12 protein-coding genes are annotated in these 17121 nt (G+C 32.7%); 5 read left to right on the forward strand and 7 right to left on the reverse strand.

Translation table 11 applies throughout. From position 1 onward, the window contains the following. Nucleotides 1-15 precede the first annotated feature (15 nt). Together L1276_RS18605 and L1276_RS18610 are read right to left on the reverse strand one after the other, a co-directional pair. A complete protein-coding gene (locus tag L1276_RS18605) occupies nt 16-1374 on the reverse strand; it encodes a HAMP domain-containing sensor histidine kinase (protein ID WP_253790470.1) in 1359 nt (452 codons plus the stop codon). Continuing rightward, nucleotides 1371-2048: a response regulator transcription factor gene (locus L1276_RS18610; protein WP_109194004.1), complete on the reverse strand. Its 678-nt coding sequence runs from the start codon at nt 2046-2048 to the stop codon at nt 1371-1373. Before L1276_RS18610 ends, L1276_RS18605 begins: the two co-directional genes overlap by 4 nt. Before the next feature lie 933 nt (nt 2049-2981). Here L1276_RS18610 and L1276_RS18615 point away from each other — a divergent pair. From L1276_RS18615 to L1276_RS18630, 4 genes are all read left to right on the forward strand, one after another. After that, on the forward strand, nt 2982-3530 hold the full coding sequence (locus L1276_RS18615; RefSeq protein ID WP_253790472.1) for a type 1 glutamine amidotransferase domain-containing protein: 549 nt from the start codon (nt 2982-2984) through the stop codon (nt 3528-3530). 618 nt (nt 3531-4148) lie between these two features. Next, complete coding sequence (locus L1276_RS18620; RefSeq protein ID WP_253790474.1) at nt 4149-4466, forward strand: hypothetical protein; 318 nt, start codon at nt 4149-4151, stop codon at nt 4464-4466. Between the two features lie 247 nt (nt 4467-4713). Continuing rightward, nucleotides 4714-4947 (forward strand): hypothetical protein, encoded by a 234-nt coding sequence (locus L1276_RS18625; protein WP_253790476.1) that lies wholly within the window; start codon nt 4714-4716, stop codon nt 4945-4947. Between the two features lie 207 nt (nt 4948-5154). Beyond that, nucleotides 5155-5598 (forward strand): DUF1877 family protein, encoded by a 444-nt coding sequence (locus L1276_RS18630; RefSeq protein ID WP_253790478.1) that lies wholly within the window; start codon nt 5155-5157, stop codon nt 5596-5598. Nucleotides 5599-5842: 244 nt separating this feature from the next. On the opposite strand, the gene L1276_RS18635 is transcribed toward L1276_RS18630, so the two are convergent. Beyond that, nucleotides 5843-8524, reverse strand: coding sequence for a UvrD-helicase domain-containing protein (locus L1276_RS18635; protein ID WP_253790480.1), 2682 nt, complete (start codon nt 8522-8524; stop codon nt 5843-5845). Nucleotides 8525-9096: 572 nt separating this feature from the next. Between L1276_RS18635 and L1276_RS18640 the strand changes: the two genes are divergently transcribed. Beyond that, entirely contained in the window at nt 9097-9396 is a 300-nt protein-coding gene (locus L1276_RS18640) for a hypothetical protein (protein WP_253790482.1), read from the forward strand. Nucleotides 9397-9635: 239 nt separating this feature from the next. Here L1276_RS18640 and L1276_RS18645 read toward each other — a convergent pair whose 3' ends face one another. The 4 genes from L1276_RS18645 to L1276_RS18660 form a co-directional block, all read right to left on the reverse strand. Then, nucleotides 9636-10619 (reverse strand): DUF2931 family protein, encoded by a 984-nt coding sequence (locus L1276_RS18645; RefSeq protein WP_253790484.1) that lies wholly within the window; start codon nt 10617-10619, stop codon nt 9636-9638. 67 nt (nt 10620-10686) lie between these two features. Beyond that, nucleotides 10687-12333, reverse strand: coding sequence for a phospholipase effector Tle1 domain-containing protein (locus tag L1276_RS18650; protein ID WP_253790486.1), 1647 nt, complete (start codon nt 12331-12333; stop codon nt 10687-10689). Between the two features lie 263 nt (nt 12334-12596). Further along, nucleotides 12597-13682 carry an efflux RND transporter periplasmic adaptor subunit gene (locus L1276_RS18655; protein ID WP_253790488.1) on the reverse strand — a complete coding sequence of 362 codons (1086 nt, stop codon included), beginning with the start codon at nt 13680-13682 and terminating at the stop codon, nt 12597-12599. Between the two features lie 141 nt (nt 13683-13823). After that, the gene (locus tag L1276_RS18660; RefSeq protein WP_253790489.1) at nt 13824-17114 is read right to left on the reverse strand and encodes an efflux RND transporter permease subunit; all 3291 of its coding nucleotides are present in this window, start codon (nt 17112-17114) and stop codon (nt 13824-13826) included. Nucleotides 17115-17121: the final 7 nt, after the last annotated feature.

The raw sequence follows: 17121 nt of genomic DNA on the forward strand, positions 1-17121 counted from the left end.
AACATTAGAAAACGATTAGAGTCTCGGAAATAGTAGCGTTACCGTTGTTCCTTTGTCTTTTTTGGATGCAATGCTAAAATCAATATTGTTTTGTTTGAAGATAATATTGGCCAACGAAAGTCCAACTCCGCTTCCTTTTATATCTTTCACATTTTTACCTCGATAAAAGGTTTGTTTAATAAAGATTAAATCGTCTTCGCTGATTCCGGTTCCGCGGTCTTCAATGACTATTTTAAGCTGATTGTTTTGTTCCAACAGACTTATTTTTATAGGATTTCCGTTAGAATATTTTACGGCATTTTCTATTATATTGTATAAAGCGATTTTGATTTCGTTGCTATTTCCTTTTATCGAAAGCAGTTTATCATTTACCACTTCCAAAACGATTTGTATCGGAGTATTTTTTAAGTCGTAAATAGCAGGCAATTGATCGTTAATATCCCAAACCAATTCATCAACCCTGAAAATTTCGTTAAGTTCTGTATTGTTTCGCAAGCCCGAAAGCATCATCAAAGTATTCATGGTGTCTTCGATTTGATAGACATTTTCTAATACTTTTTCAGACATTTCTTTGTATTCGGTACTTGATCTGTCCTTTTGAGCAAATACTTCTAAGTTTCCAGAAATAGCCGTTAAAGGCGTTTTAAATTCATGCGAAACATAATTGATAAAGTTTTTCTGAATGATAAAAGTATCCGATAAACGCGTAAACAAATTGTTATACGTTTCTACCAATTCCTGAATATCATCTTTGGTATTTGGAGAAACAATCTGGCGATCCAGCGACGAAGCCTGAATTTCGTTTACCTGATCGATAATATTTTTTATCGGACTGTAAGCGAGATTAGAAAGTACACGGCTCACAATATAAATCGTAATCAATCCGATGATTAAAACCATTATCATAATGATTTGTAATCGGTCGGTCATGGTTTTAAATTCGACGTCGTTTTTCTTTACGAAAACTACAAAATCCCCTTGATTGTCATGGTAATAACTTCCAAAATAGAAATGATGTTTCGATTTAAAACTAAGCTTTCTGTTTTTCCGAATATAATCCAGTCTTTCTACATTGATATTGTTGTCGATCGTTTTGTCGCCATATACAATCTGATTTTTATTGTCGTATACACGCGTAATGATTTCAAGCGAATTTTCCCTGAATTGCTGTCCGATTAGCAAATGCTGATTTTCGGGCAGTTCATCTTTTTCGAGATAGAAAATGCCCGTCAGTAAACACGTTTTTTGAAGTTCGTTATATACAATTTTTTCCGAATAACTGTAGAAAGAAAAATACGTGATAAAGGAAGCAATGACAAAGACAACGCTAAACGTAAGAGACGATATTAAGGTAAACCTATTGCGTATTTTCATGATTCTTCTTTAAGCATATATCCCGTTCCTTTTATAGTATGGATAAATTTATGGTTTTGCTCAATTTTGTTTCTTAAATAAGAAATATAAACATCGACAACATTGGTGTTGTTATCGTAATTAATGCCCCAAACGGCATTTAATATTTGCGTTCTCGGAATTACTTTGTTTCTGTTTTCTAATAAATACAACAGCAATTTATATTCTCTTGGCGATAAATCGATTAGTTTATCATTTTCGGTAACCTTATGTTCTTCAGGATTTATGGTTAATGTTCCTAATTTGTATAAGGTTTCTACTTTGTCATAATTAAATTTTGTTCTTCGCGTAAGCGCGTTGACTCTCGAAATTAATTCCTTAAAATGAAACGGTTTTACCAAATAATCATCGGCTCCAGAATCTAAAGCATTTACTTTATCATCGGTATCGCTCAAAGCGCTTAACATCAAAACGGGCGTATGATTTTTTTTGAAACGCATTAGTTTTACCAACTGAATGCCGTCAATTCCCGGTAGCATAATATCCATTAAAATAATATCCCAAATATCTTGTTGGATGAGGTCTCTGGCAATCTCGCCCGTTTCGGCCAGATGCACCGTAAAGTTGTTTTCCTCCAAACCTTTTACTATAAATTCGCTGATGCGTTTATCATCTTCAATGAGTAAAACATTCATAAATGGTATATTATAATGGTTGTTGTTTTGACTAAAACGGAAATGTTTTAATCTTCTGATAAGTTGTTTTCAAAAAAATAAGGATTATCAAAAGTAACATTTATTTTTTTGAACCATATAAGTGCAGGGAAGTTATTGAAGTTTTTAATTGAATTGCCTCCAGCTTTAGCTGGAGGTTTGAAAGATTTGCACCCTATAGGGCTTTAGCCAAAATGCGTATTTTTTGGCTAAAGCCATTTTTATACATGATCAAATGAATCTCCATCTAAAGATGGAGGCAATTGATTTTTTAATTAAAATGAGGATAAATCTTTGCGTTCCTCTGGTTGAAACCAGAGGCTATGTTTTAAAATGATTTCGGGGTTTCGACTTCGCTCAGCCTGACAAATTCATTCAGTTTGTTTATTGGTTTAGTTTGTCATTTCGACTTAGGAGAAATCTTCGCGAGAAACTCCGCAAAGATTGGCAATGAATAGCCCCTAGTTTTAACTAGGGGATTTGATAATTTACAATAAGAAGGCTTTAGCCAAAATGCATATTTTTTGGCTAAAGCCATTTTTATACATGATCAAATGAATCTCCATCTAAAGATGGAGGCAATTGATTTTCTAAATTAAAATGTGATTTTTTAAATCTGCAAAAGAGAATTCCGGAGGAATGAAATATTTATAGATTCATAAAAACATACCGTACCAAAAGCTCCAGCGGAGCGGCATAATTTATACAATCATTTCTTTAGCTTTCATGGTATAAAATAGTAAACCAAATTGATAGGAGTTTTACATAATTTCAGTTTAATTTTTAATAAAAATTTGATTTCCAATTAATTAACTTTTATTAAAGAAAGCTTTAACAGCGTCTGTTTCCGCTCACTGTTTGAAATAACTAATTTTATCTTAAATCAAAATTAATAACATTTTAAATAGTATAATTATGAAAAAGAATATCGCCATATTAGCAACAAACGGTTTTGAAGAATCAGAATTAGCATCACCAAAAGCCTATCTGGAAGAGCAAGGTTGGAATGCAGATATCGTCAGTTTGAAATCTGGAACAATCAAATCTTGGAAAGACGGAAATTGGAGTAACGAATATAATGTTGATGTCGTATTAGATCAGGCAAATGAAGCAGATTACGATGCTTTGGTTATTCCGGGAGGAGTAATAAATCCTGATTTATTGAGAAGAGAAGAAGCTGCAGTAAATTTTGTACGTTCCTTTTTTGAAAGTAAAAAACCTGTAGCCGCTATTTGTCACGGACCTCAAATTCTGGTAGATGCTGACGTTTTAGAAGGCCGAAAAGTAACGTCGTTCTTCTCTATTAAAAACGATTTGAAAAATGCCGGAGCACAATGGGAAGACTCAGAAGTTGTCGTAGACAATGGATTAGTTACCAGCCGAAACCCGAATGATTTACCCGCTTTTAATAAAAAAATGGTGGAAGAAATTAAAGAAGGAATACATGAGCGCCAAGGAGTCTAAAAAAGAAATTTCTATTTAGATTTATCAAATTATATAAAAATGCAGGATCAATTTTGGTCTTGCATTTTTTTATTGAATAGCCCCTAGTTTTAACTAGGGGACTAAAAGATTGAATGGTAATAAGGCTTTAGCCAAAACGCGCATTTTGGCTAAAGCCTTATTATGATTCTTATTTATACCTCCAGCTAAAGCTGGAGGCAATTGATTCTTTTAATTAATTGAGGATCAATCTTTGCGTTCCTCTGGTTGAAACCAGAGGCTATGTTTTAAAATGATTGTGGAGTTTCTTGTGATTTTTTTTGCCTTTTACTAGTGTTAGCGTTCCTGTCTTACGTCTAGTTTGTCATTTCGACCGAAGGGAGAAATCACACGCGTATATCGACAAAGATTGTCGAAATACTTTGCAGAGTTCCTAGTGTGATTTCTCCTTACGTCGAAATGACAAAAATGCTATAAATACCTGCTGTAATGTAGATTTTCCCTTGCTAGCGCTCAAGCGTAGAAACTAATGAACGGAATATACATCACTACAATATTTCATTTTTCTACTTTCTCTCTTTTGTAAAAAATAAGATTTTATATTTAATTTATATTTGTAGTATATTTTAATCTAAAACTATGGATATACTCAGCGACTATGAAGTACAATTCTATATTATGTGGGGTAAAATGATTAATACTAAATACACATGGTTAACAGCTTACATAAATAACTATAAGGAATTAGAGGAAGTTCAGAAATTTTTAGACGAAAATATCTATACCGTTATAAATGGAGAAATAGAAAGAGGTGGGGAAATTACAGAAAGCCAATATTTTGCTGATATTAATATTTTGGAAACAAAAATATACAAAGATGCAAGAGCTTGGCAAAATGATAATGCTATCGAACCTGATCTTATTATACCTAACTCTTCATTTTACAACGATTTTTGAAGCATGGCGTGATTATTCTCTTATATATGGTTAGAGATTTTAATTATTTTTTAAAACTATTTTAAAATAATATTTTTCTTACTTTTTTTAAGAAGTTTTTCTTACATTTGAAGCTCTTAAATCTTCACATTAAGACAACATAAAATTTGCCCTCGTGCTATGTAGTAAAGCTCCGAAAGGACTTTGACGCCGTGAAGAAGCGTAAGACTACTAAGGCATGAGGGTTTTTTCTTAAATTCTTCACTTTATGAAAAACAACACCCTTTCCAAAGAAGCCGAAACAAGGCTGATTGATTTTTTTAACCATATTATAGATCCAGAAGATATGGCTAAAATATTAAGACAAGTAAATTGCATTTTAGCTCTCGCCGTAATGCGACAACACGACACCCTCCAAATTGGACTAACCAATTTTGAAGACAATTATTATTGGCTCAATGAATTGGCGGAGATTTTGAATCCTTATTTGAGTGAGGAGTAGAGATTATAGAATGATAAAACCTCGATTTTTGAAAGTCGAGGTTTTTTATTTGCAATCCTTTTGTATGTTTCGTAATACTTGCGCGATTGCCCGCTCGTGACCATAATCCAAATTAGAAATGAATAATATGAATGTCTTACTGTAAATATTATATTTGCTTATTAGACATTTTAACCTTTTGTAAAAACTATTAATTAAAAAACAATTATGGCATTAACAGGTTCACTATACAAAGTTTCAAACGAGGAATTAAAAAACCAAAGAAAGAATAAATTTTCGGAGTTAGAATCCTTGAAAGAAACTGCAGATTTAAGCTACTATGCGATTGATTTACTAGAAATATTAAATAAGTTCTCAGGACTTGGCAGTGAAGCAGTAGGAAAGATAATTCAAGGTGATAATTCATTTTCTCCCGAAGATGGTTATATCGGTTATTCAAGCTCTGAAGAAGTTAAAAAAAATAAAGAAACGATATTAGACAAAATTACAATTGAAAAGTTTTTAGAATTTTGGGAAACTGGTGAAAAAGAAAATTTTACCCATGCAAGACCTCAGGATAGAGCTTTCGTCGTAAAATATTTTGAAAATATTAAAGAGGCTTATGAAATAGCAGTAAATGAAAATCAGGCCTTAATTTTTAGAATAGGATAGAGATTTTTTAACCATGTCATAGATCCCGAAGATAGGACTAAAATAGTAATACAAGTAAATTGCATTTTAGCTCTCGGCGTAATACGACAACACCAAACCCTCAAAATTGGACTAACCAATTTTGAAAACAATTATTATTGGCTCAATGAATTGGCGGAGATTTTGAATCCTTATTTGAGTGAGGAATAAGAATTAAATTTAAAAACCTCGATTTTATGATCGAGGTTTTTGTTTTCAACAAAAATTAGTTATTATTCCATTCAATATAATCACAATCGTAGTTCCAATTTGAACATGTGTATCTAACATATGGTTTACCAAACTGAGAAATACCCTCTTTACGTAATTTATCACCTAATTTACATTTTGGACATTTAATACTGGGATTTTCAATGTAAGTAGGATCTATTTCATCAATAAATTTAGACTTATAAGTGTTGTTAGTTATAATGAAAGTCTTTCTTTTTGACCTAGTTATCGCAACATAAAATAAACGTCTTTCTTCGCCATTTTTGAATTGATCAGATTTTGAAAGTAGTAAATTTAAAATTGGATCATCTGCCTGTTCAGATGGGAAGCCATAATGGCCTGAAACGCAATTTAAAATTATAACATAATCAGCTTGTAATCCTTTTGATCTATGAACTGTTAAAAATTCGATAGGCATATTTGGAAATGCTAAGCAAGTTATAATATAATTTTTCTCATTTTCATTATACGTTACGGAAAATAAATCTCTACGTTCTTTATATAAATTTATAAAGTGATTGTAGCGTGATAAAGCTATTATTTTTACTTTAAATTTGTCTATGGAGTTTTCATCGTTAATTTTTTTTAATATTGTAATTAATGGAAAAGGATCATCATTCTTAAAACTGTTACTATATAGGATTTCTAAAGGATTAGTATCATTAGTAAAAAAAGGTTTTAATTCTTTATGTGTTTGATTTGGGTTAGCGAGAATAAATTTGCTACTTAAATCGATCATGTTTTTATTAAAGCGGTAAGTAGTTTCAATTTTAGAAAATTCAGTAAAACCGAAATATTTCTCAAATTCAGTGAATAAAGAAATATCGCTACCTGTAAAACGATAAATACTTTGCCAGTCATCACCAACAGCGAAAAGTTTACAATTTTTGTTATTATCTAGTAATGCCTTAATTAAATTAAAACGTCCAACGGATGTGTCTTGAAATTCATCAATAATAATATATTTAAATTTGTTATTAAACTTATTCTTAGAGATGTAGTTTGATGCTTCATTTATCATATCATTAAAGTCTATTAGATTATTAGATTTAAGAAATGAATTATATCTCTCAAGTATAGGTTCAAATATTGATAGAAATAAAAAATATCGAAGCCTTGTACTGTTGTCAATAATTTTATCAATTAGCATTTTTATTTTGATAATTTCAAAATTATTTGATTTAAAAAGATTCAAGAAAGTATTTATCAATGTATCAAGAGCAGAAACATCATCCTTTGCAATTGAATTTAAAATTTCCCAAATTTCTTCAGAACTCCTAGGTTTTAATTGAACATTGGCTTTTTCTAATTTTGATTTTAATTTTTGGAATAAATCATTTTCGTTATTTTCATAAGAAAATGTTTCAATCAATTTTGTTTGATAATTTTTATGTGTTTCGCGTTTCCAAGCTATATCTGAATTATATTTTTCTTTAGCAGATAAGTTAACTGATCCACTAAACCAGTTAGGAACATTATTGTTTCTATCAATTAATCCGAAATGTTCTATATAGATATCATATTTGGGTAAATAAAAATCTGGTTTATATTGAGCATACTTGTCATCAGAAGTTTTGAACTTGTAGTCAGCTTCATATATATAATCAACTCCATTAAGAAATAAGTAATTTGCAATTTTGACTTCTTCAATACTTTTGCAGGTTTCTCTTAAAATTGTGGTTTTTCCATTAATTATTTTTTCAACTGTCTTGTAAGATTTTATATTATTGTCTTTAATGTAGTTAATATATTCTCCATGACTTTTAAAGTCATTAACATCTTTCGTTTCAATATTATATTCTGTGACGAATTTGATGACATTTTCTGCATATAATGGCTCTTTCATTAATTCAGTAAAAATACTTTTCATTTGGGAGTAAAATTTTTTTTCCTCTACCACAGACGGCATATCATTTGTAACGGCTCCAATAACTTTTCTTCCAAATGAATGAAATGTATTTACTTCAATATCAATATTCATTTTTTTTCTAATTCTTTGTTTCATTTCATCACTTGCTTTTTTTGTGAAAGTGATTAATAAAATTTCTTCGGGTTTTATTTTTAGGCGTTCCGTTATATAAGTAACTTTACCAGCAACAGTTGTTGTTTTTCCGCTTCCAGCACCTGCTATAACTAAATTATTATCTTCATCTTTAATTATTGCAAGTCTTTGTTGCTTGTCTAAAGAAGCATTATCAATATTTGAAAATAGAGCTTCACATTCTTTAAGTTCAATTTCTATAAATAATTGATTATATGCTTTCCTTAATTTTTCACCTTGTTGGTATTTTTTTTTAAATATGTTAATTTCCGAATACACAATTGGATCTAAACCGAGTGATTCAATATTTCTTTTTACTAAATCTGTATAAAGTGATTTAGCAATTGTCTTCCATGAGAAAATCTTTTTATTATTAAAGTATCCATTTTTGTATACAAGAAATGAATCAAATTCTTTATTTAAATTTGAATTTTTTTTAATTAATGAACTAACATATTCTTTTTCTTTTAATCTTTCAATATCAGCTAATTGTAGTCTTCTTTTTTCTTGTTCGAATCTTTCTTTTTCTTTCGCTATTCTTACACGCTCTCTTTCTTTATTTATTTTCTGCTTTCTTTTTACTAAATAGATTAGCAGAATGCTTAAAATAATTATATAATAAACTTTGTAATTCATTTGAAGGGATGATTATATAAAAGTTATAGTTCTTCTTAGATTGTATTGTTAGAGGAAACATTTGGTATTGGTTTCAAATATATTTTTTTTCTTTATAACGGTTGTAGGTATTTTTACTTGATTATTTAAATCTGATTTAGATAAATAGATGTAAAAAACATCTCAAAAATAAATTCTAAGAATGTTTTTAGAATTTTCAAAACATTTTAATATCAAATTCAAATTTTATTTTAACAAAAAAAGAGCAGTCCCTCCAAAAAGAAGAACTGCCCTTTTAGGCAAATTTTTAAATTTGCATTCCTAAGAATGCGTACAGTTTTTGGTAATCACTAAATTGAAGACTAAAACGCAGGTTATTCGTTTATGACATCGCCTTCCTTAATTTCTTCGCTGGCAATTTTAACCAGTTTGTCGTTTGGAGTCAAATGCCGAAAATTTCAATTTTATCTTCGATTTCTCTTCCTTTTTTAATGTCAATTTTCACTAGCTAGCTATAGCTTCACGTTTGTGTTTTTTAACTTAAAAATGTAGATGCAAACTACATGCATTCAAAAATATAGTACTTTAGTAACATGAAAAAAATCAATAAGGAAAGTTTTAAAAATTATTTAAATGATGTTTATCAATCAAGAATAACATACTATGAAGAATTTAATGAATTTTTAATTTTTTTTGAGATAGACTGTTTTTCTGAGGATTGTAAACATAAATTATCAATTGAAATTACAGACCATGACATTAAGTTTGGTGCAATAACCAAAGAACCATCAATTGATTTTTCATTATATGACTTTGTAATTGAAACAAATAAAGAAGCAGAAGAATTTGTTGAGCAAATAAACAAACTTGGTTGGCCAAAACAATTGGAGTAATTCGTCGCAAATATTTGAAGAGCTATTTTAGCTTCTAAAAAAAGGACAGTCCCTCCAATTAAAGAAGAACTGCCCTTTTAGGCAAATTTTAGAAAGTTTTCAACTAGGAATGGAATATTGGGATGTGTACGAAGTCAGGAGACTTCGCACAGCGCGGGGGAGTAAATTGTAAAAATGAAAAACCTCGATTTTAAATAAATCGAGGTTTTGCTAAATATTCAAAATCTTGCAGAAATTTTTCATCTATAAGATTCTTTAAACTCCCTATCTGTTGTAAAAACTCTTTTATTAACAGTTTCTAAAGATTTACCATTTAATAAAACTTCAAAATCTCTATTGTCGGCATCAATTTTTATTTGAATTTCATTATCTCTGTTATCTTCATTTTTAAATTGTTCGTTGGTCGTCTGCCAATTAAAAAATGCTCTTCCTTCGTATTTTTCTCCTTTACCGGTTTCCCAGAAAAAAGTAATAAGACTCGGAATAGCTCTTTTTTCTTTTTTAGGATGTAATACCATTGGGCGTAACTTATTTTCATATTCAGCATTAAAATACTCAGTCAAAACCCAAAAAAGCCTGAAGTTTTTATTCTCAGAAGTAATTGCTGGTTTCCAAAAGTATTTAATACGATAGTTGTCCCATTTTTCTGGACTTGCATCTTGAATTAACGACATTTTTCTAACTTCCGGTCTTTTCATAGACCATGAAGCAAAAAGTTTAGCTTCTAAAGCCTGATCGTCTTCAACCCTTTGTGCCTGGTAACGTCCAACTTCTTTTTGAGTTCCGCCATAACATAGCCAAACCACTACCATGCCTTTTGGTGCAAAACCAAAAACAAGATCCCTAAATTCTATGTAAGCTCTTCTTTGTGATGGTTTTCGATCATAAATATATTCTTGTAGTTCATCATGATTTTCTTCAACTTCTGTACTTGGATAAAATCTTTTTGTCCAGTCTTTTATAGTGTCAATAGGAAAATTTACATCTAAATGATAAAAAGCATCTTCGTAACCTGCATAATATGTAATATCAGCACCAATGGGAGTGCCATGTTGTTCCGTCCATACTTTGCGTGATTCTCCCCATTCACCAGAAGTACCACCATATGGTAATCCTGCTCTGACACCTTCAAGTGTCCTTATGCTGTCAGATACAAATTCGATTAGGTATTTATTTTCGGGATGGGATATTTGTACGTGAAATTCAGGCAGTTCTTTTTTCATTTGGCAGCTTATTAATGGATGAAATAAAATAATTGATAGTATGGAATATAATAGTGTGTTTGTTTTCTTAACCATGATGAATTTCTCTTTTTCGGTACTGATGTTCTAATGCTCCTTCTTTTGTGGGCGCCTGACTTTCTCTTGATCCTAATCCAAATTCATTGGCTTTTACAGACCAGTGTAAGTATTCGTTTCTTAGTGTTTTTAAATCTTCAAAATCAATATAATCTAAATAGGATATTTGTCTTAGTTCAGCCAAATATTTTTCAGAATCCCAAGAGTTTTGCTTTACGTAACTGTTACGTAAATCATTGCAGGTCACCATGTAGTTTAAAAGTTGATTGTAGACCTTTTGTAAAAAAGGATCTTCAATTTCATGAAGTTTACTTCTCTTATTCTCATTATAAATTACCCCAAACTGTTTGGAATAAAAAAACATTTTTTTGAGCGGGATTTTATCATAGGTGTTTCGCATTTTACGTGAGCCTATTACACTGTAATAGGAATCTTCCATATGTTCAAATTTTTCTTTTTCCTTTTTTGGATTAATAAAAGATTCAGCAAATGTCCCGGCTTTAATTTGATAATCCTTGTACCAGCCTTCCTTTATGACAATTTCTTTAAATTTGGCTACTTCTTCTTTAGAATTATGGATCATTTCATTGTAGAGCGATTCTTTTTTATAATACAAAACAGCTCTTTCAAAAGCACGATCTTTATAAGAACCTCCAATATCTGAATGTACACCAGGCAGTGTATATTCAAGTCCATTAATACCAGCAGAGATAATATCTGTTAAATCAAAATTCTCACGGTATTCATCATCTGCTGAGAGCTGAAAAACAAAATGAGCTTTTTCCACTGCATCCAGATGCAAATCTTTAACATCGTTGCGATGATAAATTCCGTGGGAGGCAACTGTATCGTATAAACCAACAAAATTAAAGTTGATTTTTTCGGGTTTTATCTCATTATCCAAAAGACAGGCGGCAAAATAGCCATGTTTGTTTACAAGAGGTTCATCTCTTTTTATTTTTATATAATCTGGGTTTGTATCGCTTACAAAAGGAGGTTCAGCATAACAATATTCACGATCAATCACTAGCAGTTTAGCAGGACTATTGGCTATATGTAAAAAATGTCTGGCAGCCGCAGCTCCACGGCTAAACCCAAAAACATTTACTTTAATTTCATCTATTCTTTTATTCTTATATTCGTCTATTCCAACTTTTTTTCCAGCTTGAATACAAGCTTTTGTCACTTTGGCAACAATTCCACGGCTTCCCATACCCATTGCTACGTCAGGTACAACGTCATCTTTTTTTAAATCCTCAGTGGCAATTCCTTCCACATAAACAGACACTTGATTGAAAATGGTAGTATCTATAGAATCGTAACCACGTGCTATATTGCTATAATCGTTGGTGTAACTGTCGTCTTCGTGATTGGAAGCTGCATGATCTTTACCTTCTTCTGTATTGGTTTTATTGTTTTGTGTGCCATCGAAAAAAATGTTTAATGTGATATCGATGTCAGTAGCCAATGAGTCAGAAGGATGTAAAGGTTCATAGTCATAATAATTAACGCCTTTTTTTCCGTACTGTATATTATGTTTAGCTGCCACGATAGTAAGATCTCCTTCTGTGGCATGTATTTCAATATTACCTGTAGCAATTTCGGTAAGTGTTCCTTCAACTATTGTTATTTTGCTCATAGTTTATATTATTTGATCAATATTTTAATTTAGGAGAATGCTAAAAGTAAATAGAGTATTATAGAAAAATAGCTACTATAAGACAAAAGAGTATTAGAATAAGGTTAATTTGAAGGGGGTGTTTATAAAGTTTCTAAATGGATAACAAAAAAAAGGACAGCTCTTCAAAAAGAAGAACTGCCCTTTTAGGCAAATTTTTAAATTTGCATTCCTAAGAATGCGTACAGTTTTTGGTAATCACTAAAATGAAGACTAAACGCAGGTTATTCGTTTATGACATCGCCTTCCTTAGTTTCTTCGCTGGCAATTTTTACCAGTTTATCGTTTGGAGTCAAATCGCCGAAAATTTCGATTTTATCTTCGATTTCTCTTCCTTTTTTAATGTCAACTCTTGTGGCTTTGTGGTTTACTACTTTTACCACATATAAACCTTCTGCAGAATTCACCACTGCTGATTTTGGTACTACAAATGTGCTGTCTTTCGCGTTAAGCGGTAATAAAACTTCGGCAACCATTCCAGGCAATAAATTTCCTTTGGTGTTGTGAACGTCCATTTCAACTCTTTCAGAACGCAGTTTTAAATCTAAAGCGCCAGACATTCTGGTAATTTTAGCGCTAAAAGTTTCTGGTAACGATTTTACATTAAAACTCATTTCGTCGCCTGGATGTAAATATCCTGTGTACAATTCTGGTACAGAAACCGCCAAACGTAATTTGCTTTGCTCCTGAATCGTTAATAAAGGCAAATCTGAACCTTTTCCTGCTGGGCCAACAAATGTTCCTAAATTCACATTTCTAGCTGCTACAACGCCATCAAATGGAGCACGAATTTCTAGATAACCTCTCATAATCGAGATTTCTTTGTGTGCTGCAATTGCTGCTTGGTATTGTGCGTAATCAGAATTCTTTTTACCGCTTGCCATTTCTAAATCGTTTTTAGAAATTGTTCCTTCCACTTTGCTTGTTTCGTACAAACGGTTGTAAGTGCTTTTGCTGGTAGCGTAAATCGCTTCCATAGATTTCAATCTCGATTCGGCTGCAGCCAATTGCGAACTGATTTCTGGTGCTTCTAAAACAATTAAAAGCTGTCCTTTTTTTACTTTCGTACCAATATCAACTTTCAATAATTTTACGAAACTGCTCACTTTTGCATACAAATCAACTTGTTGGAAACCGGTTAATTCGGCTGGTAAACGCAATTCTGTTGTTAGTTTTTCTTTCGCTAAAGCGAAAGTTTCTACTTTAGGTTCGATTTCCGCTTTCGCAGTTTCTTCTTTTTTCTTTTCACAGCTTAGTACAACTAAAGCTGTAAATAGTATCGCTGTAGATTTTATAATGTTATTTTTCATTTTTTGGTTTTATATATGTTTTATAAGTATTCGAAAAGTATAAAAGTGTATCAAAGTGTTTTCGCGATTGTAACTTTCGACTTTACGACTTTCGACTTTACGACTTTTGACTTTCGACTTTATGACTTTCAACTTTCGACTTTATGACTTTCCAACTTTCGACTTACTTATTGATGAGATATAATGGATACTTTCTTCGTCTTCAGGATCTAAAGAAACAGATTGTGTCGATGTTTTTTCTTGTGCCCACGCAAATATCTGCGGAAGGATTAATAATACGGCAAAAGTAGAAAATAATAAGCCGCCAATAACCGCTCTTCCTAACGGAGAAACCTGATCGCCTCCTTCGCCGTGACCAATTGCCATTGGTAACATTCCTGCAATCATCGCAACCGAAGTCATGATAATTGGACGAAGACGCAATGCAGCTGCTTCACGTGCAGATTCTAAGGCATTTCCGTTTATTTTTCGAAGCTGTTCGGCATTCGTAACCAATAAAACGGCATTGGCAATAGAAACTCCAACCGACATGATGATTCCCATATACGATTGTAAATTCAACGTTGAACCTGTGATCGTAAGCATTAATAAAGATCCTAAAACTACCGCAGGAACTGTCGTTAAAATAATCAGCGAAACTTTAAACGATTGGAAATTAGCAGCCAACATTAAGAAGATTACAAAAATGGCAACCAATAATCCTGTTTGCAAACTGCTTAATGTTTCGGTCAATACAGTACTTAGTCCAATTGGCGTAATAAACAAACCACGAGGTAATTCGCCCAAAGCGCTAATTGTTTTGCCTACATCTTTTGTAGCCGTACCTAAATCGGTTTGGTAGATGTTTGCTGTAACGGTAATGTATGGCATGGCTCCTAAATTGTCATTTTCACCGCTTACAAATCCCGGTGTAATTTTGGCAACGTCGCTTAAAACAGGACGAAGCGAATTTTTTAATACTGGAATTTCTCCAATATCGGTTTTACTTTTCATTTTGTTTAACGGAACTTGAACCTGAACAGAATACGATAATCCTGCTTTTTCATCGACCCAGTTATTTTTTTCGGTATAACGTGAAGATGAGGTTGAAGCAACCAATGAACGCGAAATATCATTCATATCAACTCCTAATTCGGCAGCACGGGTTCTGTCAATATCAATATTCATTGCTGGATAATGAATGGGCTGACCAATCTGCACGTCTCTGAAATACGAAATTGCTTTTAGTTTGTCTACAATTTGAGTAGCGTATAATTCATTTCGTTTTTTGTCTTTTCCGGCCACTCGAATCTCAATTGGAGTAGGAGAACCTTGGCTTAAAACTTTGTCTGTCAATTCGATTGGCTCAAAAGAAAGTTTAGTATCTGGCAATACTTTTTTCAGTCTTGCTCTAAATTCATCTTTAAAATCATCCATATCTTCGTGATAGTCTTTTAAACTCACTTGAAAAACCGCTTCGTGAGAGCCTGCCATGAACAAATAAATCGGGTTGATCGAGAATAGAGAAGGGTGCTGACCGACATAAACAGATGTGATTCCGATATGGTCTTTACCCACCATTTTTTCCAATTCTTTTAAAACAATTCTGGCTTGTTCTTCTGTTCTTTCCAGACGCGTTCCGTCAACAGCGCGCATTCTCAACTGAAACTGACTTGAATTAGTTCTTGGGAAAACATCTTTTCCGATAAATCCAATAAACAGAACAGCCAAAAGAATTGAACCACTTAAATAAATAATTGTAGTCGCTTTTTTATGAACAAACAAACGATCTAAAGTTCGCATGAAACGAATCTTGAAACGTTCGAATCCACTAATTTTTCCGTTGTTGTTGGTATCGTCTTTTTCTACATAACCTTTTTTCTGAGTAATCAGATTTTGCTCCGATTCTGGAGTGATACCGCTATCGTTAAATTCGGCTTCATCATCTGTAATATTCGGTTCGTGTTCGTGTTTTGCATGAGCTTTCATCATCCAGTTGGCCATTACAGGAACAAATGTCTGCGAAAGCAAGAATGAAATCACCATTGAAAATCCAATTGCCAAAGCCAACGGCAAGAACAACGCTCCCGGAATACCAACCATGGTAAATGCTGGTGCAAATACGGCTAGAATACAAAGTAAAATCAATAATTTAGGCAAAGCGATTTCCTGACAGGCATCCCAAATGGCGAGTGCCTTGGGTTTTCCCATGTCGAGATGCTGGTGAATATTTTCGATCGTTACCGTACTTTCATCCACCAAAATACCAATTGCAAGAGCCAATCCTGAAAGAGACATTAAGTTGATCGTTTGTCCGAATAATTTAAGGAATAAAACTCCAGAAATAATCGAAATCGGAATCGTCATAATTACAATTAAAGCCGCACGACGGTCTCCCAAGAATAATAAAACCATTAAACCTGTAAGAACCGCACCGATAATTCCCTCTGTAATCAAACTTTTAACCGAGTTGATTACATAAACCGATTGGTCAAATTCATACGTAATGTTTACATCTTCAGGAAGTGTGCTCTGAATTTTAGGCAATTCTGATTTTAATTTCTGAACCACATCCCAAGTCGAAGCGTCTCCCGCTTTTGCAATACTAATGTAAACCGAACGTTTTCCGTTTACCAAAGCATAACCTGCCGTAATATCAGCACCGTCTTTTACAGACGCAACATCGCCTAATTTTAAGTTTTGAACACCGCCTTTGAATAACGGAATTTGTTCAAAATCTTTAACTTCTTTAATCGTATTATTGGTTGGCGTAATATAGTTTTTGTCGCCCATACGCACGTTTCCAGATGGAGCCGTTTGGTTGTTCAAACGAATCGCATCTACGATTTGGTCTGGCGTCATATTATGAGAACGCAATAAATCTGGATCAACGTTTACCTCAATAGTTCTTGGGCTTCCGCCGAAAGGTGCTGGCGATAATAAACCTGGAATTGCCGTAAACGAAGCACGAACATAAACGTTGGCTAAATCCTGTAATTCGTTGTTTGAACGTATTTTACTGCTCAAAACCAATTGACCAATTGGAAGTGAAGAAGCATCAAAACGGATGATAAAAGGAGGCTGTGTTCCCGGAGGAAAAGCCGCTTGAATTCTGTTCGAAAGCGCACTTAACTCGGCAGCAGCCTGAGCCATGTTGGTTCCTTCATAATAGGTTAATTTCATAATCATTAACCCCTGAATATTTTTGGTTTCTACCGATTTGATACCATTCGAAAAAGGTAAAACATTCACGTAGTTTTTGGCAAAATAAGCCTCCATTTGGTCTGGCGTATACCCTCCAAACGGATGTGCAATATAGATAACCGGCAAATTCATTTTTGGCAGAATGTCTACCTTAATGTCTTTGATGGCACCAATTCCGAAGAAAAATAGACCCGCAACCAATACTAATATGGAAATGGGTTTGCGGAGTGCAAAACGTATTAAATTCATTAGACGT

Source organism: Flavobacterium sp. HSC-32F16, assembly GCF_024171645.1.
Classification (GTDB): Bacteria; Bacteroidota; Bacteroidia; order Flavobacteriales; family Flavobacteriaceae; genus Flavobacterium.

Excerpts from the sequence above, each read along its gene's own strand:
- L1276_RS18635 (WP_253790480.1), bottom strand. The coding sequence starts at position 8,524 with ATGAATTACAAAGTTTATTATATAATTATTTTAAGCATTCTGCTAATC.
- L1276_RS18645 (WP_253790484.1), bottom strand. The coding sequence starts at position 10,619 with ATGAAAAAAGAACTGCCTGAATTTCACGTACAAATATCCCATCCCGAA.
- L1276_RS18615 (WP_253790472.1), top strand. The coding sequence starts at position 2,982 with ATGAAAAAGAATATCGCCATATTAGCAACAAACGGTTTTGAAGAATCA.
- L1276_RS18625 (WP_253790476.1), top strand. The coding sequence starts at position 4,714 with ATGAAAAACAACACCCTTTCCAAAGAAGCCGAAACAAGGCTGATTGAT.
- L1276_RS18620 (WP_253790474.1), top strand. The coding sequence starts at position 4,149 with ATGGATATACTCAGCGACTATGAAGTACAATTCTATATTATGTGGGGT.
- L1276_RS18610 (WP_109194004.1), bottom strand. The coding sequence starts at position 2,048 with ATGAATGTTTTACTCATTGAAGATGATAAACGCATCAGCGAATTTATA.
- L1276_RS18650 (WP_253790486.1), bottom strand. The coding sequence starts at position 12,333 with ATGAGCAAAATAACAATAGTTGAAGGAACACTTACCGAAATTGCTACA.
- L1276_RS18630 (WP_253790478.1), top strand. The coding sequence starts at position 5,155 with ATGGCATTAACAGGTTCACTATACAAAGTTTCAAACGAGGAATTAAAA.
- L1276_RS18660 (WP_253790489.1), bottom strand. The coding sequence starts at position 17,114 with ATGAATTTAATACGTTTTGCACTCCGCAAACCCATTTCCATATTAGTA.
- L1276_RS18640 (WP_253790482.1), top strand. The coding sequence starts at position 9,097 with ATGAAAAAAATCAATAAGGAAAGTTTTAAAAATTATTTAAATGATGTT.
- L1276_RS18605 (WP_253790470.1), bottom strand. The coding sequence starts at position 1,374 with ATGAAAATACGCAATAGGTTTACCTTAATATCGTCTCTTACGTTTAGC.
- L1276_RS18655 (WP_253790488.1), bottom strand. The coding sequence starts at position 13,682 with ATGAAAAATAACATTATAAAATCTACAGCGATACTATTTACAGCTTTA.